The 22,451-nt window shown below is 63.6% G+C and carries 19 protein-coding genes and 1 pseudogene; 7 read left to right on the forward strand and 13 right to left on the reverse strand.

Going from position 1 to position 22,451, the window contains the following annotated elements:
- Positions 1 to 176: 176 nt before the first annotated feature.
- The 3 genes from fadB to AC5WNI_RS03105 all read left to right on the forward strand — a co-directional run bounded on the left by fadB (position 177) and on the right by AC5WNI_RS03105 (position 4,724).
- Positions 177 to 2,327, forward strand: a complete 2,151-nt coding sequence (gene fadB / locus AC5WNI_RS03095) for a fatty acid oxidation complex subunit alpha FadB (RefSeq protein ID WP_285461926.1) — start codon at positions 177 to 179, stop codon at positions 2,325 to 2,327.
- Positions 2,328 to 2,419: 92 nt separating this feature from the next.
- Positions 2,420 to 3,598 carry an acetyl-CoA C-acyltransferase FadA gene (gene fadA / locus AC5WNI_RS03100; protein ID WP_368448272.1) on the forward strand — a complete coding sequence of 393 codons (1,179 nt, stop codon included), beginning with the start codon at positions 2,420 to 2,422 and terminating at the stop codon, positions 3,596 to 3,598.
- 193 nt (positions 3,599 to 3,791) lie between these two features.
- Positions 3,792 to 4,724 (forward strand): amidohydrolase family protein, encoded by a 933-nt coding sequence (locus AC5WNI_RS03105; RefSeq protein WP_175090599.1) that lies wholly within the window; start codon positions 3,792 to 3,794, stop codon positions 4,722 to 4,724.
- 175 nt (positions 4,725 to 4,899) lie between these two features.
- On the opposite strand, the gene AC5WNI_RS03110 is transcribed toward AC5WNI_RS03105, so the two are convergent.
- The 5 genes from AC5WNI_RS03110 to AC5WNI_RS03130 form a co-directional block, all read right to left on the reverse strand.
- A complete protein-coding gene (locus AC5WNI_RS03110; protein WP_285461927.1) occupies positions 4,900 to 5,250 on the reverse strand; it encodes a hypothetical protein in 351 nt (116 codons plus the stop codon).
- A gap of 21 nt (positions 5,251 to 5,271) precedes the next feature.
- Entirely contained in the window at positions 5,272 to 6,330 is a 1,059-nt protein-coding gene (holA, locus tag AC5WNI_RS03115; protein ID WP_043335288.1) for a DNA polymerase III subunit delta, read from the reverse strand.
- A gap of 319 nt (positions 6,331 to 6,649) precedes the next feature.
- Positions 6,650 to 7,195: an LPS-assembly lipoprotein LptE gene (locus AC5WNI_RS03120; protein ID WP_175090597.1), complete on the reverse strand. Its 546-nt coding sequence runs from the start codon at positions 7,193 to 7,195 to the stop codon at positions 6,650 to 6,652.
- A 184-nt stretch (positions 7,196 to 7,379) separates the two neighbouring features.
- The gene (gene leuS, locus AC5WNI_RS03125) at positions 7,380 to 9,980 is read right to left on the reverse strand and encodes a leucine--tRNA ligase (protein ID WP_495928663.1); all 2,601 of its coding nucleotides are present in this window, start codon (positions 9,978 to 9,980) and stop codon (positions 7,380 to 7,382) included.
- A 176-nt stretch (positions 9,981 to 10,156) separates the two neighbouring features.
- A complete protein-coding gene (locus AC5WNI_RS03130) occupies positions 10,157 to 10,288 on the reverse strand; it encodes a hypothetical protein (protein ID WP_282627795.1) in 132 nt (43 codons plus the stop codon).
- An 11-nt stretch (positions 10,289 to 10,299) separates the two neighbouring features.
- On the opposite strand from AC5WNI_RS03130, the gene AC5WNI_RS03135 reads away from it, so the two are divergent.
- Positions 10,300 to 10,980, forward strand: coding sequence for a zinc ribbon-containing protein (locus tag AC5WNI_RS03135; protein ID WP_487885904.1), 681 nt, complete (start codon positions 10,300 to 10,302; stop codon positions 10,978 to 10,980).
- Entirely contained in the window at positions 10,980 to 12,194 is a 1,215-nt protein-coding gene (locus AC5WNI_RS03140) for a tetratricopeptide repeat protein (protein ID WP_175090595.1), read from the forward strand. Before AC5WNI_RS03135 ends, AC5WNI_RS03140 begins: the two co-directional genes overlap by 1 nt.
- A 128-nt stretch (positions 12,195 to 12,322) precedes the next feature.
- On the opposite strand, the gene AC5WNI_RS03145 is transcribed toward AC5WNI_RS03140, so the two are convergent.
- From AC5WNI_RS03145 to miaB, 7 genes and pseudogenes are all read right to left on the reverse strand, one after another.
- Positions 12,323 to 13,075, reverse strand: coding sequence for a YdcF family protein (locus AC5WNI_RS03145; RefSeq protein ID WP_043335281.1), 753 nt, complete (start codon positions 13,073 to 13,075; stop codon positions 12,323 to 12,325).
- 119 nt (positions 13,076 to 13,194) lie between these two features.
- Complete coding sequence (lnt, locus tag AC5WNI_RS03150) at positions 13,195 to 14,712, reverse strand: apolipoprotein N-acyltransferase (RefSeq protein WP_175090594.1); 1,518 nt, start codon at positions 14,710 to 14,712, stop codon at positions 13,195 to 13,197.
- 86 nt (positions 14,713 to 14,798) lie between these two features.
- Complete coding sequence (locus AC5WNI_RS03155) at positions 14,799 to 15,707, reverse strand: CorC family transporter (RefSeq protein WP_175090593.1); 909 nt, start codon at positions 15,705 to 15,707, stop codon at positions 14,799 to 14,801.
- Between the two features lie 128 nt (positions 15,708 to 15,835).
- Entirely contained in the window at positions 15,836 to 16,261 is a 426-nt protein-coding gene (ybeY, locus tag AC5WNI_RS03160; protein ID WP_487885913.1) for an rRNA maturation RNase YbeY, read from the reverse strand.
- A gap of 93 nt (positions 16,262 to 16,354) precedes the next feature.
- Positions 16,355 to 16,630, reverse strand: a pseudogene (locus tag AC5WNI_RS03165) (rRNA maturation RNAse YbeY); the annotation flags it as partial.
- Positions 16,627 to 17,736 (reverse strand): PhoH family protein, encoded by a 1,110-nt coding sequence (locus AC5WNI_RS03170; protein WP_487885907.1) that lies wholly within the window; start codon positions 17,734 to 17,736, stop codon positions 16,627 to 16,629. The pseudogene AC5WNI_RS03165 and the gene AC5WNI_RS03170, both read right to left, overlap by 4 nt.
- Before the next feature lie 261 nt (positions 17,737 to 17,997).
- Complete coding sequence (miaB, locus tag AC5WNI_RS03175) at positions 17,998 to 19,347, reverse strand: tRNA (N6-isopentenyl adenosine(37)-C2)-methylthiotransferase MiaB (RefSeq protein ID WP_175090591.1); 1,350 nt, start codon at positions 19,345 to 19,347, stop codon at positions 17,998 to 18,000.
- A gap of 834 nt (positions 19,348 to 20,181) precedes the next feature.
- On the opposite strand from miaB, the gene AC5WNI_RS03180 reads away from it, so the two are divergent.
- Positions 20,182 to 20,880 (forward strand): TIGR04211 family SH3 domain-containing protein, encoded by a 699-nt coding sequence (locus AC5WNI_RS03180; RefSeq protein WP_175090590.1) that lies wholly within the window; start codon positions 20,182 to 20,184, stop codon positions 20,878 to 20,880.
- 40 nt (positions 20,881 to 20,920) lie between these two features.
- Complete coding sequence (gene tmpT, locus AC5WNI_RS03185) at positions 20,921 to 21,592, forward strand: thiopurine S-methyltransferase (RefSeq protein WP_487885908.1); 672 nt, start codon at positions 20,921 to 20,923, stop codon at positions 21,590 to 21,592.
- Positions 21,593 to 21,729: 137 nt separating this feature from the next.
- On the opposite strand, the gene AC5WNI_RS03190 is transcribed toward tmpT, so the two are convergent.
- Positions 21,730 to 22,335, reverse strand: a complete 606-nt coding sequence (locus AC5WNI_RS03190) for a YajG family lipoprotein (protein ID WP_495928669.1) — start codon at positions 22,333 to 22,335, stop codon at positions 21,730 to 21,732.
- Between the last annotated feature and the right edge of the window lie 116 nt (positions 22,336 to 22,451).

Genomic DNA, 22,451 nt, shown 5'->3' on the forward strand with positions numbered 1-22,451 from the left:
TGTATTCAAACGCTTGTATGAAGCGCTGTGATGAGAGATGACTCTCACGTGGTGCCTCAGCCAGCGGCGAGTCCGGCGAGGCCGGTTGCCAACGCCCTCATGGCCAACGCCCAAATGGCAGTGACCATCGAGCGCCCGGCAGCCCCTTCACCTCTTTCTCTTGTGGAGATCCGTGGATGATCTATTCAGGCAAAACGCTAACCGTCGAGGCCAATCAGGACGCCATCGCCCTGTTGACCCTCGACCTTGAAGGCGAATCGGTCAACAAGCTGGCCAGCTACGTACTCAAGGAGTTGGGAGAGGCAGTCGAGGCCATCAAGGCGACGGCCGATCTCAAGGGGCTGGTCATCCGCTCCGCCAAGGAAGCGTTCGTGGTCGGTGCCGACATCACCGAGTTCCACCAGATGTTCGAGAAGGATGAAGCCTTCCTCATCGACATGAACATGAATATCCATGGCATCTTCAACGCCATCGAAGACCTGCCGTTCCCCACCGTCACTGCCATCAATGGGCTGGCGCTGGGCGGGGGCTGCGAGATTACCCTGACCACCGATTTCCGGGTCATGGCCGACAGCGCCAGGATCGGCCTGCCGGAGACCAAGCTCGGCATCATCCCGGGCTGGGCGGGCTGTGTGCGTCTGCCGCGTCTGATCGGGGCTGACAACGCCATCGAGTGGATCTGTGGTGGCACCGAGAACCGTGCCGACAAGGCGCTGGCAGTGGGCGCCGTCGATGCCGTCCTGCCGGTGGCCGAGCTGGACGCGGCGGCACTCGATATTCTGGCGCGTGCCAATGCCGGCGAGCTGGACTATCAGGCGCGTCGTCTCGAGAAGACCTCGCCGCTCAAGCTCAATGCCATCGAGCAGATGATGGCCTTCGAGACCGCCAAGGGCTTCGTGGCCGGCAAGGCCGGTCCGCACTATCCGGCACCCGTGGAAGCCATCAAGGTCATCCAGAAGGGCGCGGGGGAATCGCGTGAGCGCGCCCAGGCCATCGAGGCCAAGACCTTCGCCAGGATGGCGCTGACCGATGTGGCCTTCAATCTGGTCGGCCTGTTCATGAACGATCAGGTGGTCAAGAAGAAAGCCAAGGGTTACGAGAAGCAGGCCAGCGAGATCAAGCAGGCCGCCGTGCTGGGTGCCGGTATCATGGGGGGCGGCATCGCCTACCAGAGCGCCAGCAAGGGCACGCCGATCCTGATGAAGGACATCAATGGCGAGGCCATCGAACTGGGTCTGAAGGAAGCACGCAAGCTGTTCGGCAAGGGCGTCGAGCGCGGCAAGCTGACCACCGAGAAGATGGCGCAGGGCCTGTCCAACATTCGCCCGACGCTGTCCTACGGTGACTTCGGCAATGTGGACCTGGTCGTCGAGGCGGTGGTCGAGAATCCCAAGGTCAAGGCCTCGGTGCTGGCCGAGCTCGAGGACAACGTCGCCGAAGACGCCATTCTGACCTCCAACACCTCGACCATCTCCATCACGCGACTGGCCGAATCGCTCAAGCGTCCCGAGAACTTCTGCGGCATGCACTTCTTCAACCCGGTGCACCGCATGCCGCTGGTCGAGGTCATCCGTGGCGAGAAGTCCAGCGATGCGGCCATCGCCGCGACCGTCGCCTATGCCCGTCAGATGGGCAAGACGCCGATCGTCGTCAACGACTGCCCCGGCTTTCTGGTCAACCGCGTGCTGTTCCCCTACTTCGGTGGCTTCAGCCTGCTGGTCGAGAAAGGCGCCGACTATCAGCGCGTCGACAAGGTGATGGAAAAGTTCGGCTGGCCGATGGGCCCGGCCTACCTGTTGGATGTGGTCGGCATGGATACCGCGGTGCACGCCAATGCGGTGATGGCGGAAGGCTTCCCGGACCGCATGGCGCGTGACGGCAAGACCGCCATCCAGGTGATGTATGACAACAAGCGCCTCGGCCAGAAGAACGCTCTGGGCTTCTACCGCTACGAGGAAGACCGCAAGGGCAAGCCGAAGAAGCTGGCGGATGATGAGGCTCAGGCGCTGGTGGCACAGGTCGTCAGCGAGACGCGCGAGTTCTCCGATGACGACATCATCGCGCGCATGATGGTGCCGCTGTGCATGGAAACCATCCGCTGCCTGGAAGACGACATCGTCGGCAGCCCGGCCGAGGCCGACATGGCCCTGATCTACGGCATCGGTTTCCCGCCATTCCGTGGTGGTGCGCTGCGCTACGTCGATGCCATGGGGGTGGCCGAGTTCGTCGCGCTGGCCGACAGCCTGGCCGATGAGCTGGGGCCGCTGTATCGCCCGACCGAGGCGCTGCGCGAGCGCGCCAAGCGTGGCGACGCCTTCTACTCCTGAGCCTTGATGGCTGAGCGCCCGAGTGGCCGCCAGCACTATCCGACCAGAATTTTCGGCCCTCGCGACAGCGAGGGCCATGAGGGAGCCAGACAATGAATCTGAATCCGAGAGATGTGGTAATCGTCGATGGCGTGCGTACCGCCATGGCCAAGGCCAAGAACGGCGCCTTCCGACACGTGCGTGCCGAGAACCTGTCCGCCGCGGTAATGCAGGCGCTGTTCGATCGCAATCCCGGCCTGGTGCCGGCCGAGGTCGACGACATCATCTGGGGCTGCGTCAACCAGACCCTGGAGCAGTCAATGAACATCGCGCGCAATGCCGCCATCATGACCGGCATTCCGCGTACCGTGCCGGCGCAGACGGTCAACCGCCTGTGCGGTTCCTCGATGAGTGCCCTGCATATCGCCACCGCCAACATCAAGGCCGGCATGGGCGACTTCTATATCATCGGCGGTGTCGAGCACATGGAGCACGTGCCGATGGCGCATGGGGTCGACGTCAATCCGGCGGCCAGCAAGCATGCGGCCAAGGCGGCAATGATGATGGGCCTGACCGCGGAACTGCTCGGCAAGATGCATGGCGTGAGTCGTGAGCAGCAGGATGAGTTCGGCGTGCGCTCTCATCAGCGTGCCCAGGCCGCCGCCGATGAAGGCCGCTTCGATGATGAGATCATCGGCGTCGAGGGCCATGATGCCGAGGGTCGGCGTGTCCTGGTGACCCGCGATGAGGTCATCCGTGGCGATGCCAGCATGGAGTCCATGGGCAATCTCAAGCCGGTGTTCGATCCCAAGGGCGGTACCGTGACAGCGGGCACCTCTTCCGCGCTGTCGGTGGGCGCCTCGGGCATGGCGGTGATGAGCGCCGAGCGAGCCGAAGCGCTGGGCCTCAAGCCTATCGCTCGAGTGCTGTCCACTGGCGTGGCAGGCTGTGACGCCTCCATCATGGGCTACGGGCCGGTGCCGGCCTCCAAGCAGGCGCTCAAGGCCGCAGGCCTGACCATCGAGGACATCCAGACCGTCGAATTGAATGAGGCCTTCGCGGCGCAGTCGATTCCGGTGCTCAAGGACCTCGGCCTCCTGGAGCGCGTCGACACGGCGGTCAACCTCAACGGTGGCGCCATCGCACTGGGTCACCCGCTGGGCTGTTCCGGTTCGCGTATCTGCACCACGCTGCTCAACGTCATGAAGCAGCAGAATACTCGACTGGGGCTGGCAACCATGTGCATCGGTATGGGCCAGGGCGTCGCGACCGTGTTCGAGCGACTCGACTGAGCGTCAGCGCCTTCAGTCAGCGATCAGGTTCTTGCCTGATACTCCAAGCGGCATGTCTTCGGACATGCCGCTTTTTTTGTCGGCAGGCTTTTGTCTGGAAACGAGAGGGGCGGCGCAGTATCGTGGCAGTGGGCGATTGAGCGTGACGTCGCCCCGGGCTTGATGATTGAGGTTACGCGAGGGAGTCGCATCGATGGACTGGAATCATGTCGAGCAGGATCTGCCGCGCGCCACGCCGCCCAGACCCTTGCCACACCCCCTGACCTTCCGGTTGCCGGCGGGCAGTATTGATTGTCACCTCCACCTGTTTGGTGACCCGGTGCGTTACCCATTGGCGGCGGACAGAACCTATGACCCGGCGCCTGTGGGGCTCAGTGAAGCACTCGAGATGCATCATGCATTGGGCGCCAGCCACGGCGTGCTGATACAGCCCAGTGTCTATGGCTATGACAATCGCCTGCTGTGCGACAGCCTGCAGAGCTGTCGCGAGCGTGGGCTGGACTACCGTGGCGTGGCGGTTGTCACGCCCGACATCAGTGATGCCGAGCTTGAGCGACTCTCCGAGCTGGGAGTGTGTGGCGTTCGCCTCAACCTGATCTTCGCCGGCGGGTTGCGCTGGCGTGATGTGATGCTGTTGGCGGATCGCCTGGCACGCTTCAAGTGGCACCTGGAATGTCTGATCGATGTCTCGACCTTCCGTGACATGGAAGCGCGCCTCGGCAGCTTGCCGGTGCCGGTGGTGATCGACCACATGGGCCATCTGGCGGCCACGCGTGGCCCGGAGTGCCCCGGCTTTGCCGCGCTGTGTCGACTGCTCAAGCAGGGGCGCACCTGGGTCAAGCTGTCGGCGCCTTACCGACTGACCACTCGCGGTCGCTTGCCTTATTCCGATGTCACGGCGCTGGTGCGGGCGCTGGTGGCGGCCAATCCGGAGCGCGTCGTGTGGGGCAGTGACTGGCCGCATCCCTATATCGGTGTCGAGATGCCGGAAGAAGACACCCTGGCCGAGCTGATGCAGCGCTGGTTGCCGGAGCGCGAGATGCGCGAGAAGATCTTCCGCGACAACCCGCGCAAGCTGTACGGCTACAAGGCGTTCGTGAAGTCCAAGGCGGATGCGGCGCATTAAGCGAAGTTGCCACGCTTACAAGCCGAAAAGCCGCATAAGGCAGACAAAGCCGAATGGCAAGACGCCCCCATCAGCCTGCTGGTGGGGGCGTCTTGATGATTGGCGAGGGGAGCCGGAGAAAGACAAGAGGGGAGCCGAAGAGAAAGACAAGCGAGGAGAGGCGTGGCGCGCAGCTCTAGCGGGTCTGGAAGGCCACGCGCGTGCCATGGGCCAGCAGGCTGGCATTGTCGATCGGCGTCGTGGGCAGGCCGATCATCTCATCCTGTACTTCCGCCCAGGTCTGCACGCCGTGGGTCAGCCCCAGCGGCAACAGCAGGCGGCTTACCCATTGGGTGCCGGTGAAACGCAGGGACTGGCCGTTGTCATCGGCCAGACGACTGATGCCAGCAGCGTGGTGCAGGCGCACCATATGAAGCCCTTGATCCAGCGTCTGCACTTCCACTGTCAAGGTATTGCCTTCGGCAAGCCACAGACTCAGGGTCTCGATGTCGACGGCTTCGCCAAGCGTGCTGGAGGAAGTCTGCATGCGTTCTCCCGGGTGTCTGAATCATACCACCTTGTAGGCGTGAGGCAGTTCGGCCAGTGGGCCGCGTCCGCCGGCGAGCGTCAGGGCGAGATCGACCATCCCGTCCCAGATGGGCAGCGTCATCCCCCCCTTGATCGCCATGTCGAGTCGCTGCGAGAACAGCAGCAGCTTGTGCAGGCGCTTGTGGGGCAGGCGGTTGAGCGCCTGTTGATAGAAGGGGCGACGCTTGTCGAAGATCATCGGCTTCTGCGCCTTGCAGGCATGCTCGAAGCTCTGGCCTTGATCGAGGTGCTGGCGCAGCGAAAGCAGAGTGCGCAGCTCGCGGGTCAGCGCCCACAGGATCACCGGCGGCTCGACGCCTTCTCCCCTGAGCCCGAGCACGATGCGACCACTGCGCTCGACTTCCCCCTTCAGACACGCATCGGCCAGCGTGAAGACATCATAGCGCGCATTGTCCTCGACGCCCTGGACGATGGCATTGCCATCCAGGCGTGCGCCCGGCGGATGCAGCAGCGCCAGCTTCTGCAGCTCTTGATCTGCGGCCAGCAGGTTGCCCTCGATGCGCTCGGCCAGCAGGCGGGCGGCGTCCTGATTCAGCTCGAGGCCGTGACGACGGGCGCGGTCGCGAATCCAGAAGCCGAGGCGGGAATGGTCCACCGGCCACACCGCGATGAAGACGCCGACCTTCTCCAATGCCTTGAACCACGCCGTCTGCTGCACCTTGCGATCGAGACGCGCCGCGGTGATCAGCAGGATGTCGCCATCCTTCTCGATGCGCTCGGCGTAGGCCTTGAGGACCTTGCTGCCTTCCTGGCCGGCACTCTGGGTGCCCATGCGCAGCTCGATCAGCTTGCGCGAGGCGAACAGAGACATGCTGGCGGCAGACTCGGTCAGGCGCCCCCACTGAAAGCCGTTCTCGACATGTAGTACCTCGCGCTCCTCGACACCGGCAGCGCGTGCCGCACGCCGGATGGCGTCGCAGCTTTCCTGGTGAATCAGCGGCTCATCACCGGCCACGATATAGACGGGAGACAGGCGCTTGTTGAGCTGCTCGTCGAGCTTGTCGGGATAGACCTTCATGAATGTCCTTCGATACTGCGCGGGTCTGGTGGGCAAGTGCGCCCAAGGCTTGGGCGGTCATTCACGAGCAGGGGATAGCCTCGGCGTGATGGTGGCCCTGAACAGGCACGGCCCCATGATGATCGGTTGCCCGATATCGTGGAGCCGTGCCTGGCGAACGTTGCGATTTCCAATCTCTACCAACTGCTGCCAGTTGTCTTCCACTTCTCTTGGCTTGCCTGTCGTCAATCGCCTTGGCGTCAATCGTCTGGCCTTTCAGAACTCATGGATCATGACTCATGACTCACGAACGGGGCGACTCAGTGCGGGAGCGTGGAGCTCAGGGCTTGATCGCGCGCAGGCGCTCCAGCAACTGACGGCTCAGGTCACGATTGACTTCCCTGGCCGCACGCTCACGCAGGTCATCGGTGTTGAGCAGGTCGTCATCGTTGGTGTAGTAGAGGCTGCTGGCCTGCAGTTCCTGCTGGTTGGCCAGATAGGCCCCATCGGACTTGCGCTGCAGCGAGTAGGTCAGGCGGTAAGTCAGTTCACGCTTGATGCTGCCGGCATCGCCGTAGGTGATCTGCTGCACGTTCTCACGGACCTTGCCCAGGTTGAGGGTCAGCGGGGCGCTGTCGCTCAACTGGATGTCGGCACGCTCGAGGGCGTCGCGCAGGGCGTCATGGGTCTTGGTGATCGGTGCCTGGACGTCCAGCTCGGTGATGGCCATCGGCGCATCATCCACGCCGCGCAGCTGGAAGCCGCAGCCGCTCAGTGTCAGCGCCAGGCCGACGCCGAGGGCGGCCAGCACACGACGGCGGCCGAGGCCGCGGGATGCACGCTCTGATGTGTCTGCTGAAACACTGGAAGACTTCGCTTGCGTCACCGTGACCTCCTGTCATGAACGAGTGTCATGATTATCTTGCGAGAGCGCTGCGTGGTGCCTGTCAGCATCACGCAGCGCACGGAATATGGCCGTCAGAGACCGACATCCTCTACTTGCCTGTCGGTCTCTGACGGAACCGGCGACTCGGGCCGCCGGTATCTTGCACTGCCTGGTCGGGTCACTATCAGTTGGCGACGATATTGACCAGCTTGCCCGGTACCACGATCACCTTGCGCACTGTCTTGCCATCGGTGTGCTTGGTGACATTGGCATCTGCCAGCGCCGCGGCTTCGATGGCATCGCGATCGGCATCGGCGGCGAAGGACAGACGCGCACGCAGCTTGCCGTTGACCTGTACGACCAGCTCGATGCTGTCCTTCTTCATCGCGTCGGCATCAGCGACCGGCCAACTGGCGTCGATCACGGCTTCGTCGTGACCCAGTGTCGCCCACAGCGAGTGGCTGGCATGCGGGATGATCGGCGACAGCAGCAGCACGCAGGCCTCGACGGCTTCACGGCTGACGGCCAGGCCCTGCTCGGAGGTGTCCTCGAAGCGGCTGATGGCGTTGACCAGCTCCATCACGGCCGCGATGGCGGTGTTGAAGGTGGTGCGGCGGCCGATGTCGTCGCTGCACTTGGCGATGGTCTCGTGTGTCTTGCGACGCAGTGCCTTCTGATCATCGTTCAGGGCCGTCACGTCCAGCGCGGCCGGGGTGCCGGCAGCGACGTGCTCGTGAACCAGACGCCAGACGCGCTTGACGAAGCGATGCGCGCCCTCGACACCGGAATCGGACCATTCCAGCGACTGCTCGGGCGGCGCGGCGAACATCATGAACAGGCGCACGGTGTCGGCACCGAAACGGTCGATCATCGACTGCGGGTCCACGCCGTTGTTCTTTGACTTGGACATCTTCTCGGTGCCACCGATTTCCACCGGCAGACCATCGGACTTCAACACGGCCTTGACGGCGCGGCCCTTGTCGTCGGTCTCGACGTCCACGTCCAGCGGGTTGAACCAGTCGCGGCCGCCTTTCTCATTGATGCGGTAATAGGTATCCGCGACCACCATGCCCTGGGTCAGCAGCTGCTTGAACGGTTCGTCGCTGTCGACCAGGCCGAAGTCACGCATCAGCTTGTGGAAGAAGCGCGAGTAGAGCAGGTGCAGGATGGCGTGCTCGATGCCGCCGATGTAGTAATCGACCGGCAGCCAGTAGTTGGCGCGTTCGTCCAGCATGGCATCGGCGTTGTCCGCACAGCAGAAGCGCGCGTAGTACCAGGAGGACTCCATGAAGGTGTCGAAGGTATCGGTCTCGCGCTGCCAGCCATCGCCCAGGTCACTGAAGGACGGCATCTTCTTGATCGGCGAGCCACCGGAGGCGTCGAATTCGACTTCCAGCGGCAGAGCGACCGGCAGCTCGTCGTCGGTCAGCGGGATGGATTCACCGTTCGGGCCATTCTTGACCGGAATCGGCGCACCCCAGTAGCGCTGACGCGAGACGCCCCAGTCGCGCAGGCGGAAGTTGGTCTTGACCTCGCCACGGCCCTGCTCGACCAGGCGCGCGGCGATGGCATCGAAGGCACTCTCGAAGTCGAGGCCATTGAAGTCACCGGAGTTGATCAGCACGCCGTGCTCGGTGAAGGCGGCGTCGCTGACGTCGGGCGCATTGCCGTCGGCATCGGCGATCACGGCTTCGATCGGCAGGTCGTACTTGGTGGCGAATTCATGGTCACGCTCGTCGTGGGCCGGCACGGCCATCACGGCACCGGTGCCGTATTCCATCAGCACGAAGTTGGCGACGTAGACCGGCACTTCACGGCCGGTCAGCGGGTGGATGGCCTTGAAGCCGGTATCCATGCCGCGCTTTTCCATGGTCGCCATGTCGGCTTCGCTGGTACCGCCACGCGCGCATTCGGCGTTGAACTCGGCAAGCTCCGCATTGTGCTCCGCCGCGGCCTTGGCCAGCGGGTGAGCAGCGGCGACACCGACGTAGGTCACGCCCATCAGGGTGTCCGGACGGGTGGTGAAGACGGTCAGGGATTCCTGCACCTGGCTTGCCTTGGCATCGAGGCCGAAGCTCAGCTCGACACCGCGCGACTTGCCGATCCAGTTGCGCTGCATGGTCTTGACCTGCTCCGGCCACTCGACCTTGTCGAGGTCGGCCAGCAACTCTTCGGCGTAATCGGTGATGCGCAGGAACCACTGCGGGATTTCCTTGCGCTCGATCAGTGCGCCGGAACGCCAGCCACGGCCGTCGATGACCTGCTCATTGGCGAGCACGGTCTGGTCAGCCGGGTCCCAGTTGACGATGGAACTCTTCTTGTAGACGACACCCTTCTCGACCAGCTTGGCGAAGAACCACTGCTCCCAGCGATAGTATTCCAGGTCGCAGGTGGCGAACTCACGGCTCCAGTCGTAGGCGAAGCCCAGCGCCTTGAGCTGATCGCGCATGTAGGCGATGTTCTCGTGGGTCCACTTGCCCGGCGCGACGTTGTTCTTCATCGCGGCGTTTTCCGCCGGCAGGCCGAAGGCGTCCCAGCCCATCGGCTGCATGACGTTCTTGCCCTGCATGCGCTGGAAGCGCGAGATCACGTCACCGATGGTGTAGTTGCGCACGTGACCCATGTGCAGCTTGCCACTGGGGTAGGGGAACATCGACAGGCAGTAGAACTTCTCGCGGTTGGCGTCTTCCACCGCCTTGAAACACTGATTTTTCTCCCAGTACTGCTGGGCAGCCTGTTCGATCTGATCGGGAGCGTACTGTTGAGAAGTATCCTGTGAATCCATCGGGTCCGTCACTACCTTGGCATTGGCCGCTACCCGTCACCAGGGACAGGCAGGGCGTGAAGAGGTGGGCGGTCACATCGGGATGGGCCGCCACTGTCTGCGATGGGGTCAAGTCTACCCCAGACGCCAGGACTCAGGTAGGGGAGGCGAGCCCTGTGGCGCCAGGCGAATGCGCTTCATGCTGCCAGTGCCACGCGCTTGATGCGTGTCAGGGAGTGGAAGCGTGTGGCTTGTGTCGCAACGCCAACGCCACCATGCTGAAGGTAGAGCGCCATGCCCTCCCGCAGTACGGGAGAAGGTGAAGACACAAGGAGAGTCCATGAGCCAACCACGTGAACCCCGCGATCCCCATGAGCCGATCAGCGCCACGGAGCGTGATACGGCTGCCACGTCCTCGCACGACAGTGGCTTTGAAGATACGCCGATGCCTTCGCGTTCAGCCGCCAGTCAGCCGCAGGGCGAAGGGGAAGGACGTCTCGGCGATGCCTATGGGCGAATCCTGACGCGGCTGGAAGACAGCAGTGGTGAGCTGTCGTGGGATGGCCTCAAAGCCGAGCTGGATGAGGCGGTCAAGTTCGAGGCCGAGGTCGAGGAATTCACGCTCGACGAGCTGGCGCTGCTGCGTGCCTGGGTCGAGCGTGACATGCGTGAATTCCGCCGCCACCTGGCGACCGGTGGAGAAGGGATCGCCAGCTGGCTGGGGATCGATCTCTCGGTGCTGTCGCGCAGTGTCAGTTCCGCGCTGATGTCGATCGCGGACCGCACCGTGGTGGACCGCGCCCACTTCGAGGAGGACCTCGAGGCCGCGCGCGCCGACTACACCAGCGGCGAGGTCATCGCGCCGGGGCTATTGCATTGCGTGCACTGTGAGTCGACCACCACGCTCACGCGGCCCAGCGTGCTGGAACCCTGCCATGCCTGTGGACATCGTTTCTTCTCGCGTGGCGCGCCGCCCGTTACTCGTCAGCCCCCCACGACCGACGAGAGTGATCAGAGCTGATGGCGACACCGTCAGACTGGTTCGCCCCGGCGCACGCCACCTGGAGCGCCGGTCAGCGCCACAAGGCGTTGCAACAGCTGATCGAGCACTTCAACCAGCGCCCGCGTCCACGTGATGCGGGCCTCTTCAAGCAGATCTCCTATTACCTCTTTCTGCTCGCGGATTATCGCTCGGCCAGCCAGATTCTGGCCCAGGGGCATGTGGAGTGTCCGGCCGATGAAGAGATCGCGCTCAACCAGGTGGTGTGTCTGTCGCGTGCCAATGATGCCGCTGGCTCGCTGGCGGCCGGTGAGGCATTGGCCGCACGGGGCTGTCTCAATCCGGTGCTGTTCGACTCGCTGGCCAGCAGCGCGGCCAGGCTCAAGCGCCACGATGAGGCACGCGAGCATGGCAGTCGCGCCCTGGCGCTCAAGGACGAGCAGCATGGGAGCCTGCCGTTGGCGAAGGGCTGGCGACTGCCCGCTGCCCCCCCCTCGGCAGTCGCGGCCGGCAAGACGCGAGTGCTGGCCTTCGGTCTCTGGGGCAAGGGGCCGCGCTACTTGAACGGCATGCTGCATAACCTGCTGTTGGCGCCGGTGCTGTATCCGGGGTGGCGGGTTCGGCTCTATCACGATGACAGCGTGCCCGACGACTTCCTGGCTCTGGCGCGGGAACTGGACGCCGAGCTGATCGAGCGTCCCTCCAGTGACACCTTGAGGCAGCGGCTGTGTTGGCGCTTCGCGGTCGCCGATGACCCGACGGTGGGCTACTTCGTGGTTCGCGACTGCGACAGCGTCATCAGCCTGCGCGAAGTGCGCGCGGTGCAGATGTGGCTGACGTCCGGGCGCTTCTTCCATGTCATGCGTGACTGGTGGAGTCATACCGATCTGGTGCTGGCGGGGCTGTGGGGCGGGGTGGCCGGAGTCCTGCCGCCACTCGAGACATTGCTGGCCCGATGGCAGCCACAGCATGTCGAGACGCCGAATATCGATCAGTGGTTCATGAAGGAATGCGTGTGGCGTTATCTGCGCGAAAGTCTGGTCAGCCACGACCGGTGTTACTCGCTGCAGATCAAGGGCCGCGACAGCCTGAAGTTCCCGGACGACGTGCTGGGAGAAGCGCCTGGCGGCACGGCGCATGTCGGCAGTGACGAGTGGACGCGCGATCGCGCCTTCCAGCGCCGCCAGCTGGGGCCATGGCTCAAGGAGGCCAGCTGGATGCGTGGCAGCGAATGAGCACAATCAATCCTGCGATAATCGACTGATGAGCGGGTTATAAAGACACACGAAGGGCTGTCCATAGGCAGCCCTTCGTGTGTCTTGCCAGCAGTCCTTCGCTTGTCTTGCCAGCAGTGCTGTCGGGGCTAGCGACCCACCAGCCAGCCGATCCATTCATGCAGTGCCCAACGTGACTGGGTCAGCGCGGAGCTGTTGGGGATCCAGGCATCGATGCCCAGTCCCGACACCGTGGTGTAGCCCACCGGCGCCGGGATGATGGTGCGGAAGCCCTGGTTCTGGAAGTTGCGCATCGCGCGCGGCATGTGCCAGGCGCTGGTCACCAGCACGATCTTGTTGATGTCGTCCTGCTCGAGCATCTCGCGCGTGAAGAGCGCATTCTGCTGGGTGTTCTCGCTGCGGTTTTCCAGCCAGCGCGCCGGGTAGTCGAATTCATCGATCAGCGAGCGCTGCATCAACTCGGCGAGGGTGCCGTCATCGGAGGATGATACCTTGCCACCGGTGAGCAGAATCGGCAGCTCCGCGTTGCGTGCCACGCGTACGCCTTCGTCCAGACGGCTGAGCGTCTCGCCATTGATGCGATCACGGCCCTGCAGCTCCGGGGCGTCGTAGTAGCGTCCGCCGGAAAGCACTACCACGGCCTGCGCCTGGATCCACTCTGCCGGTTCACTGGGCTGGATGCGCTCCAGCCCTGACATCAGCCGCGTGGAGACGACCGGAGAGGACAGCAGCCACATGCCCAGAATGGCCACGACCATCATGGCGCGTGCCAGGCCCGGCCAGCGCTTGAGGACGAGCATGGCCAGGAACAGCAGCAGGAGAGGCCCGCCGGGCGGCAATACCAGGTCCTTGATGATGCCGAGTAACTCGGTGATGCCCATTGTGGTCTCGCTTGTGCAGAGGCAGTGCCGGGCATCGGCCCGGCAGCGGGTAAGGTTGAGCGTTCAAGCATCTGAGGCCCCGGAGGCTCAGGCGTTCTGGGGCTCAGGCGTTCTGGGGCTCAGGCGTCCTGCGGGCGCTGACGGCGCGCCTTGAAGCATTCGTTGATGCCAAGCACGAGGCCCGGCGCCAGCAGCAGCGCGATCAGGATCCACACCGGCAGCAGGCCGTAGTGCATCCAGGGCGTCATGCCCAGTTGCAGCCGGATATCGCCAGTGACGGTGGCCTCCTCGAACTGGGGGGCCTGGGCGATGATCTCACCCTGCGGCGAGATGATCGCCGTGACGCCATTGCTGGTGGCTCGCAGCAGATAGCGGCCGTTTTCCAGCGCGCGCAGCTGGGCCATCTGCAGATGCTGCAGCGGGCCGATGGAGTGACCGAACCAGGTGTCATTGGAGACGGTCAGCAGCACGGTAGAGCTCAAGGCGCGCTGGCGGACCAGCTCCGGGTAGACGATCTCGTAGCAGATCGCCACGCCGATACGCAGACCGCTGACCATCAGCGGAGGCTGCTGGCTGTCGCCTGACTGCATGCTCGACATCGGCAGGTCCAGGAAGCCGATGATGCCCCGCAGCCAGCTTTCCAGCGGTACATACTCGCCGAAGGGCACCAGGTGCTCCTTGCGATACTGGGCCGACGGGTCATCGATGGGAATCACGCTGTTGTAGAAGCGATTGTCGGCGTCACGCTCGACGATCCCGGTGATCAGACCGGTCTTGGGCGGCAGAGTTGCCTGGATGCGCTCGAGGAAGGGCTCGGCCTGGTCGCGCAGCATCGGCAGTGCCGTCTCCGGCCAGACGATCAGGTCGGCATCGTCCTGCACGGCGCGCGTCATCGCGGCGTAGGTATTGGCCGCACGGCGCTGACCTTCGGCGCTCCACTTGATCAACTGCGGCAGGTTGCCTTGCAGCAGGGCGACGCGCGCCGGCTGGCCGCCGGACTGTGTCCAGCTGGTTGGCAGCAGCAGCCCCGCGCTCCACAGCACGATCAGCGGCGCGATCGCCCACCAGCGGCGACGCAGGGCCAGATTCCACAGCAGCGCCCCGGACAGGGCGATGATCAGCGAGATACCGTAGACACCAAGCACCGGCACCCAGCTGGCCAGCGGCGAGCCCACGGCACTGTTGCCCAGCAGCAGCCACGGGAAGCCGGTGAAGGCCCAGGTGCGGAACAGCTCGCTGAGCACGAACACCGCGGCGAATGACAGCACATCGAGCTTGCGTGAGCAGAAGCGTTGCCACAGGCCCATCCACAGCATCGGGAACAGCGCCATGCAGGCCACGAACAGCATCGTCAGCAGCACCGCCAGCGGCATGCCGGTATAGCCGTAATCATGGATCGAGACGTAGACCCAGCTGGCCCCGCTGCCGAACAGGCCGACCCCGAACCACCAGGCGCGCAGGAAGCCACCGCCTTCCATGCGCAGCGCCCCGTAGAGCAGGCCTGCGCCGATCGGGCCCAGCCACCACTGCTCGAAGGGGGCAAAGCTCAGGGTGACCAGTACCCCGGCAATGATCGCCAGTACATTGGCCAGCAACGAGGCGCCCGGGAAGCTCCTCGCGCGGGGGGAATCTGACATGCCGCTCTCCTTGTAAAATGCCAGACACATCGGCGGATGTGTCTGGCATTGTCCTCTATCGGGTCAGCCTGTGATCAGGCCATGAATCACTCGCCGCTGATGTGCGCACGATGCTCGGCCGAGGGCGGCGCGTCACCGGTGGCATCTTCCAGACGGCATACCTGTACCTGACGAATGCGACGATTGTCCGCATTGAGCACCGTGAAACGCCAGCCGGCGAAATCGGTGGATTCCTGACGGCGTGGCATGTGGCCGAAGCGCTGGATCATCAGACCGCCGATGGTGTCGAATTCCTCATCGGAGAAGTCGGTATCGAAGTGCTCATTGAAGTCATCGATGGTGGTCAACGCGCTGACGGCGAATTGACCATCGCCCAGCTCGCGGATGTCCTCATCCTCATCGGTGTCGTGCTCATCCTCGATATCCCCGACGATCTGCTCGAGAATATCCTCGATGGTGACAAGGCCTGCCGTACCGCCGTACTCGTCGATGACCACCGCCATGTGATTGCGAGTCTCGCGGAATTCCTTGAGCAGGCTGTTGAGGCGCTTGGATTCGGGGATGAACATCGCCGGACGGATCGCTTCGCGCAGATCGAAGCGCTTGCGCTCGCTGTCATTTTGCAGAATCAGCGGCAAAAGGTCCTTGGCCAGCAGAATGCCGAGCACCTCGTCGAGGTTCTCGTCGATGACGGGATAGCGGGAGTGAGCCGATTCGAGAATCAGCGGCAGGTATTCCTCCGGGCGCTGATCGACCTGAATGGCCTGCACTTGGGAGCGGGGGATCATCACCTCGCGCACCTGCTGGTCGCTGATTTCCAGCGCGCCTTCGATGATGGCGATGGCGTCCTGATCGAGGTTGAGGCGTGGGCCTACCTCAGCCAGAAACTGGAGCAGCTCGCTACGGGAGCTGGGTTCGTCGGTGTCGCTTGAGAAGGCGCCGAACAGCTTATCGAGCCAGGTTTTCGAATGGCTTCCCGATCGGTCTTCGCTCATGCGTTAGTTTCTCTTTTCCTCGGTGGCGATACCCCATCGTCGTGGTGGTATCGGGGCAGCCGAGCGACCCGGGGACAAGCCCCGAGTCACCCGACGGCGGGGGCTGCCGATGCGCAACGGCACCGGCATCAGTGATTCTCTTCCCGGTAGGGGTCGGCGATGCCGAGCCCTGCCAGCACATGACGCTCGAGCGCTTCCATGCGTTCGGCTTCATCGTCCTCGATATGGTCATAGCCGAGCAAGTGCAAGGTGCCATGGACCAGCATGTGGGCGAAATGATTTTCCAGCGTCTTGCCCTGTTCCCGCGCTTCGCGGGCGACGACATGCACGCTGATGATCAGGTCGCCCAGAAAGCGCTGCTCATCCTGGCCTTGCTCATCAAGGGCCTGTTCACCCAAGGCCTGCTCAGCTGCGGTCTCGGGAGCCGCAGACGCGGTATCAGAGGAATCTGACTCGTCAGCTTTGCTCATGGTGTCTGACGCCAGCATGACATCGTCGCTGTTGTGGCCGTCGAGACCTTCCTCTTCGCCGGCGTCCAGATCGCCCTCCGGCATGCCCGCAAGCGGCAGGCTGTCGTCCTCGCCTTCCTCGGCGAAGCGCGCGGCCAGTTCCGGCGGCAGGGCGAAGTCGTCCAGATCCAGCGGCTCATGCGGGAAGGACAGCACGTTGGTCGGGGAATCCTTGCCACGATAATCGCGATTGAGGCCCTGACTCTCTGCTTCTTCCACCAGACGCACGGTCAGCTCGTAAGGCGCTGCGGCGGCGCTGTCATCGTGCTCGAGTGCGCCATCTTCCGCGGCGGCCAGCAGTGCAGCCGCCACCCAGGCTTCCAATTGATGGCTGGCCGGCAGCGGCTGGCCGTCGAATTCACTCTCGCCGATGGCCAGTTGCAGGTCCACGACGACCGCAGGGGCTTCGCTCACTGGCTACCTCCCGTCGGGGTGTTGGCAGGCGGCACGTTGCTCTGGGCATTCAGCGCCGCCATGCGTGCTTCGCGCTCGGCCTGACGCTGCTCGCGACGCTCGCCTTCCTGCTGCTCTTCCGCGGCTTCGAAGGAGTCGTAGGCCTCGACGATGCGCTGCACCAGCGGGTGACGCACGACGTCCTTGGCCAAGAAGCGCGTGATGCTGATCCCCGGGGTGTCCTTGAGCACTTCCAGCACATGGGCAAGGCCGGACTGGGTGCCACGTGGCAGATCGACCTGCGAGACGTCACCGGTGATGACGGCGGTGGAGCCGAAACCGATGCGCGTCAGGAACATCTTCATCTGCTCGCGCGTGGTGTTCTGGGATTCATCGAGAATGATGTAGGCGTTGTTGAGCGTCCGGCCGCGCATGTAGGCCAGCGGCGCGATCTCGATGATCTGGCGCTCGATCATCTTGTTGACGTGTTCGAAGCCGAGCATCTCGTACAGGGCGTCGTAGAGCGGGCGCAGGTAGGGGTCGATCTTCTGGGCCAGGTCCCCCGGCAGGAAGCCGAGTTTCTCGCCGGCCTCGACCGCCGGACGCACCAGCAGGATGCGTCGCACTTCGTTGTTGTTGAGCGCTTCCACGGCAGCGGCGACGGCAAGATAGGTCTTGCCGGTACCGGCCGGGCCGATGCCGAAGTTGATGTCGTGATTGCGCATCTCGGTGACATAGCCCTGCTGGTTGAAGCCGCGTGGGCGCACCAGCACCTTGGGCGTGCGGATCACCACATCACCGTAGGTGGCGCCTTGGTCCTCGGCGGCTTCGACCAGCGCCTCGACGCCGGATTCCTGCAGGAACAGATGGACGGTCTCGGCATCGACGTTGCCGGCGCCGGTCTCGCGATACAGATGCTCCAGCACGTTGGCGGTCGCCTTCACGGCCGCCGCGGGGCCTGCGACCTGGAAGTCGTTGCCGCGGTTGCGCAGGGTGACACCGAGCCGGGATTCGATCAGCTTGAGATGCTCGTCGCGCTGGCCGGTCAGGCTGGCCAGACGCTGCGGGTCTGCCGGCTCAAGCGTCATGTTGAGAATGCGATTGGCTTGCTGTGACTGGTGGCTCAAGGCGTCGAATATCCTGATAGTGATGAGTGACGATGATGCTTGGCGATGAGGGGCAGCCGCGATGGCGTGATGCACGGAGCGCTCTGCCCGCCGCGGCGCATGACGGCGCCATTTCAGTGTCAATGGTGACGCGTTGCCGAAGTCTCAAGAGAGCTTAATGCGCGATGGCCGTACAGGGCAATTGTCCTGTACGGCCAGCGTGGCTATCTGCTTGATAGCGGGGGCTGATGGCGCCTCGTCAATGCCGGGAGCGACGTGCGATCAATAGCGGTAGGGTGAGCTGAGCTCACCGCGCAGGGAGTTGGGATAGGCCTCGGTGATCTCGACATCCACCAGGTAGCCGATCAGCTCGGTCGGGTTGGCAGCGCGGAAGTTGACCACCCGATTGTTCTCGGTGCGCCCTGACAGCAGGCCCGGATCACGCGGCGAGAAGCCGGAGACCAGGATGCGCTGGGTGGTGCCGACCATCTTGCGACCGATCTGCATCGCCTGCTGGTTGATGCGATCCTGCAGGATGAGCAGGCGCTCCTTCTTCACCTCTTCCGGGGTGTCGTCTTCGAGATTCGCCGCCGGAGTGCCCGGGCGTGCGGAGTAGATGAAGCTGAAGGAGTGATCGAAGCCGATCTGGCCGATCAGGTCCATGGTGTCCATGAAGTCCTGATCGGTCTCGCCCGGGAAGCCGACGATGAAGTCGGAGGAGAAGCTGATGTCCGGGCGCAGTGCGCGGATGCGTTCGAGCTTGTCGATGTAGAGGTCACGCTCGTGGCCGCGCTTCATCGCCGCCAGAATGCGGTTGGAGCCTGACTGCACCGGCAGGTGCAGGTGGCTGACCAGCTCCGGGATTTCACCGAAGGCCTCGATCAGCGAGTCCTTGAACTCCAGCGGGTGCGAGGTAGTGAAGCGGATACGGTCGATGCCCTCGACCTGCGCCACGCAGCTGATCAGCTCGGCGAGGTCGATCTCCTCGCCCAGCTGGTTGAGACCGGCGTAGGCGTTGACGTTCTGGCCCAGCAGGTTGATCTCGCGCACGCCCTGGTCGGCCAGGTGGATGACTTCATCCATCACCTTCTCGAAGGGACGCGAGACTTCCTCACCGCGGGTGTAGGGCACCACGCAGAAGGTGCAGTACTTGGAGCAGCCTTCCATGACCGAGACGAAGGCGCTGGCACCGTCGCTCTTGGGTGCGGGCAGGTTGTCGAACTTCTCGATCTCGGGAAAGGTCACGTCGACGACGGAAATCTGCTTGAGGCTGTCGCGGCGGGTATCGAGCATCTTCGGCACGCGGTGCAGTGTCTGCGGGCCGAACACCATGTCCACATGCGGGGCACGCTTGCGCAGGTTGTCGCCTTCCTGACTGGCCACGCAGCCGCCGACGCCGATCACCAGCTCCGGGTTCTTTTCCTTGAGCTTCTTCCAGCGTCCCAGCTGGTGGAACACCTTCTCCTGCGCCTTCTCGCGGATGGAGCAGGTATTGAGCAGGATGACGTCTGCTTCGGATTCGTCGCTGGTGACTTCCATCTGATGCGATTCGCCGAGCAGATCCGCCATGCGCGCGGAGTCATACTCGTTCATCTGGCAGCCGTGAGTCTTGATGAAGAGTTTCTTCGCCATTGCCTTGTGTGAACGCTCTGAGCTGCGCACCCGGGCTTCGTGCGCCTCGCGCCCGGGCACCTGGTGGCGGCGGGCAGCGTCAGCGGTCAGGAGAAGCGGGCGCGACTTGTAATGAATGAGCCCCGGCGCCGATGGCTGGCCGGGAATCGAGGGCGCGACGATACCGTGCCAAGCGGCACGCTGATCGGGTCGAGGCCAAAATCGGGACGGCACAGTATAGGAGTCTGCCGGCCATGCGGCCAGCCCTGTCGCATCGCTGTCAGCAATGAGGAGGATGCCTGCCAACCACCGGTTCAGCCTGATGGTGGCTGTGGTATCCTCACGAGATAGTCCGCGCATGCCCTGACGCTACAACAGGGGCTTGGCATGTTTCATAGTTATCAGGCAGGTGTTGCGCAACGCACATCAGGCTGTCAATGGCTTGATTTGTTGAGGTTTTCATGCCGATAGCCCGGCTGCCTGAGCTGGTTAAAATTTGATCGATTTGTTGGCGGAGCAGGCATTTCGCCGTGCGCAGACCTGCCCCTTTGAGGTTGTCCCAAGACTTATCCACAGAAAGTGTGGATGTCTGAAGACACTGAAATGACAGTCTCGGATTTTTCTCGCGGCAATTTCGTTACCGTACGTCCAAGCGCGACAGCGATGCCAGGCAGGACGCCTTGCATTGCGCAACCTGGCAGACACCGCATGGGCAGACAGGGCGAGCTTCCCTTCGCCCAAAAGCGGTCGATCATGTTCGGCATGTGGGGACGCAGGGTTCAGCGTGTTTCCTCCGCGTCTCCACACGCCTGACACGGTCGGCTTACGCCCTTAGACAGCCATGAAGAACACGATATGACGCGATTCTCCATTACCAGCACCCCTTCATCTTTCGGTCTCCTGTCACCCCGATCGCCGTGTTCGTCGCTTGCGCGCTCACTGCGCCGTGTGGTGCTGGGGGCTGGCGTCGCCGGCAGCCTGCTGTTGGGCGCACCGCTGGCCAATGCGGCCACCGACCGTTGGGTCGCCGATGACCTCACCACCTTCGTGCGCAGTGGCCCGACGGATGGCTACCGCATCGTGGGTACGGTGAAAGCCGGCCAGCCGGTCGAGCTGCTCGAGGTCAAGAATGACTACAGCAAGATCCGCACTGCCAGCGGCGACGTGGTGTGGATTCCCTCCGCTGACCTGCAGGACACCCAGAGCGTCAATGCCCGGGTGCCAGAGCTGAGCGCCAGGGTCAAGGAATTGACAGCCAGGCTCGACGGCATCAATGAAGAGTGGGAAACCCGTGTCGAGGACATGAAGACCGGCCTCGAGACGCGTCAGGCGCGTATCGAAGAGCTTGAGCAGGCCAGCAACAGCCAGTCAGCCGAGCTTGCCCAGGCGCGCAGCAAGATGCAGGACATGGAAACCAAGCTCGATACCAAGAAGCAGGACCTGCTGATGCGCTACTTCATGTACGGCGGTGGCGTGGCGGGTGTCGGCCTGCTGGTCGGCCTGATCGTGCCGCATCTGCCGCGTCGCAAGAAGAAGCGTCACGGCTTCCTGTAAGGCATTCTGGTAACCGATAGCAGAGGGAGTGAGCCAGCTCATGTCGGCAGAAGATACGACGATGGACGCGACGCCGGCCAGTGACCCTTGGCTGGCGCGATGGCAGGAAGGGCGGATCGGCTTTCATCTGCCTGCCACACATTCGGCGCTGGAGCGCTGGTGGCCGCGACTTGAGATCGCGGCGGGCGCCAAGGTGCTGGTGCCGTTGTGTGGCAAGAGTCTCGACATGCGCTGGCTGGCGTCGCAGGGCTATCCGGTGCTGGGCATCGAGCTTGCCCGCCAGGCCTGTGAGCAGTTCGTCGCCGAAGGCGCCGGGGATGTCTCGCGCTATCGGCTGGAGCACTTCGAATGCTTCCGCCAGGGCATGGTCGAGTTGTGGTGCGGAGACTTCTTCCACTTCCATATCGACCATGTCGATCATCTGGACGCCTTCTATGATCGCGCCGCGCTGATCGCCTTGCCGCCGGCCACCCGGCAGCGCTATGCCTTCCATCTGGCGCAGCTGCTGCCCCCGGGCGCGCGTGGCCTGTTGATCAGTCTCGAGCGGCAGACGGAGCAGCATCAGGGCCCGCCGTTCCATGTCGCCGAAGACGAGATTCGTCAGCTGTTGAGCGCCAACTTCACGCTTGAGGTGCTGGAGCGTCGCGCCCCGGATGATCGCGGCCTGCGTGAGACGGTGTGGAGTCTGGTGCGCAAGGGACCGCGTCGCTGACGACTCAGGGGGGATCTTGTCAGTCAGGTCCAGTCTTCTTGAGGGCCCAGTCCTCATGAAAAACGCCACCGCCGCCCAATGGGCGGCGGTGGCGTTTTCGTTGGTGGCGAGCTGCTGATTGAGCTTGCTGATTGGACTTACTGGTCGAGCTGGCGGATCAGCGTGGTGTCCTGGAAGGCGCGAGTCAGTGCATCGCCGATCACCTCAGAGACCGTCTCGGTATTCTTCTCCTGACACGGCTTGAGGGCATAGCCCTGGTCACGCGTCGCGGTGTAGCTGCCGGTATAGCGCTGCTTGCCGGACACGGCGACGGCCTTGATCACGCCATTGAGTGTCGCGGTGTCGGTGATCAGGCCGCCGCGCTTCACGCCATAGGCCAGCTCGGTCAACGAGATGGTCAGCTCAGCAGCACCTTGGTTGGCCTGTTCGGCGGACACCGGCACGAAGCCCATGCGGCGCAAGGCGCTGATGGTCTGGGCCTCAAGCTTGGGCGTCAGGTCACCGGTCGGCACGACCAGATAGCTTGAAGCGTTGGTGGCGCCATCGCGAGAGCCGATGCGCTCGGACGGGCGTTCATCCATCACCTCTACCACGACCTGCTGACCATGGCCGACCACGCCCATCTCACCGACTTGTGGATTGACGTACAGGCGCTGCGGGCTGGTGCCGCAAGCGCTGAGAACTGCCGCAGTGGCGATCAGGGCCACGCTCATGCAGGTGGTACGCAATTGACGCATCATCATCAAAAATCCTTGGCCTTGGGCCGGTAATCGTGGAAGTCGTCTCGGTCATCCGCTGCCAATGAGTGGCGTGATGCGGGAGCCCGGAGACTGGATGGCGCGAGTATAGGGGCAGAATC

This window comes from Cobetia sp. PDI-12MA (assembly GCF_059507695.1).

Excerpts from the sequence above, each read along its gene's own strand:
- fadB (WP_285461926.1), top strand. The coding sequence starts at position 177 with ATGATCTATTCAGGCAAAACGCTAACCGTCGAGGCCAATCAGGACGCC.
- fadA (WP_368448272.1), top strand. The coding sequence starts at position 2,420 with ATGAATCTGAATCCGAGAGATGTGGTAATCGTCGATGGCGTGCGTACC.
- AC5WNI_RS03105 (WP_175090599.1), top strand. The coding sequence starts at position 3,792 with ATGGACTGGAATCATGTCGAGCAGGATCTGCCGCGCGCCACGCCGCCC.
- AC5WNI_RS03110 (WP_285461927.1), bottom strand. The coding sequence starts at position 5,250 with ATGCAGACTTCCTCCAGCACGCTTGGCGAAGCCGTCGACATCGAGACC.
- holA (WP_043335288.1), bottom strand. The coding sequence starts at position 6,330 with ATGAAGGTCTATCCCGACAAGCTCGACGAGCAGCTCAACAAGCGCCTG.
- leuS (WP_495928663.1), bottom strand. The coding sequence starts at position 9,980 with ATGGATTCACAGGATACTTCTCAACAGTACGCTCCCGATCAGATCGAA.
- AC5WNI_RS03135 (WP_487885904.1), top strand. The coding sequence starts at position 10,300 with ATGAGCCAACCACGTGAACCCCGCGATCCCCATGAGCCGATCAGCGCC.
- AC5WNI_RS03140 (WP_175090595.1), top strand. The coding sequence starts at position 10,980 with ATGGCGACACCGTCAGACTGGTTCGCCCCGGCGCACGCCACCTGGAGC.
- AC5WNI_RS03145 (WP_043335281.1), bottom strand. The coding sequence starts at position 13,075 with ATGGGCATCACCGAGTTACTCGGCATCATCAAGGACCTGGTATTGCCG.
- lnt (WP_175090594.1), bottom strand. The coding sequence starts at position 14,712 with ATGTCAGATTCCCCCCGCGCGAGGAGCTTCCCGGGCGCCTCGTTGCTG.
- AC5WNI_RS03155 (WP_175090593.1), bottom strand. The coding sequence starts at position 15,707 with ATGAGCGAAGACCGATCGGGAAGCCATTCGAAAACCTGGCTCGATAAG.
- ybeY (WP_487885913.1), bottom strand. The coding sequence starts at position 16,261 with ATGCCGGAGGGCGATCTGGACGCCGGCGAAGAGGAAGGTCTCGACGGC.
- miaB (WP_175090591.1), bottom strand. The coding sequence starts at position 19,347 with ATGGCGAAGAAACTCTTCATCAAGACTCACGGCTGCCAGATGAACGAG.
- AC5WNI_RS03180 (WP_175090590.1), top strand. The coding sequence starts at position 20,182 with ATGACGCGATTCTCCATTACCAGCACCCCTTCATCTTTCGGTCTCCTG.
- tmpT (WP_487885908.1), top strand. The coding sequence starts at position 20,921 with ATGTCGGCAGAAGATACGACGATGGACGCGACGCCGGCCAGTGACCCT.
- AC5WNI_RS03190 (WP_495928669.1), bottom strand. The coding sequence starts at position 22,335 with ATGATGATGCGTCAATTGCGTACCACCTGCATGAGCGTGGCCCTGATC.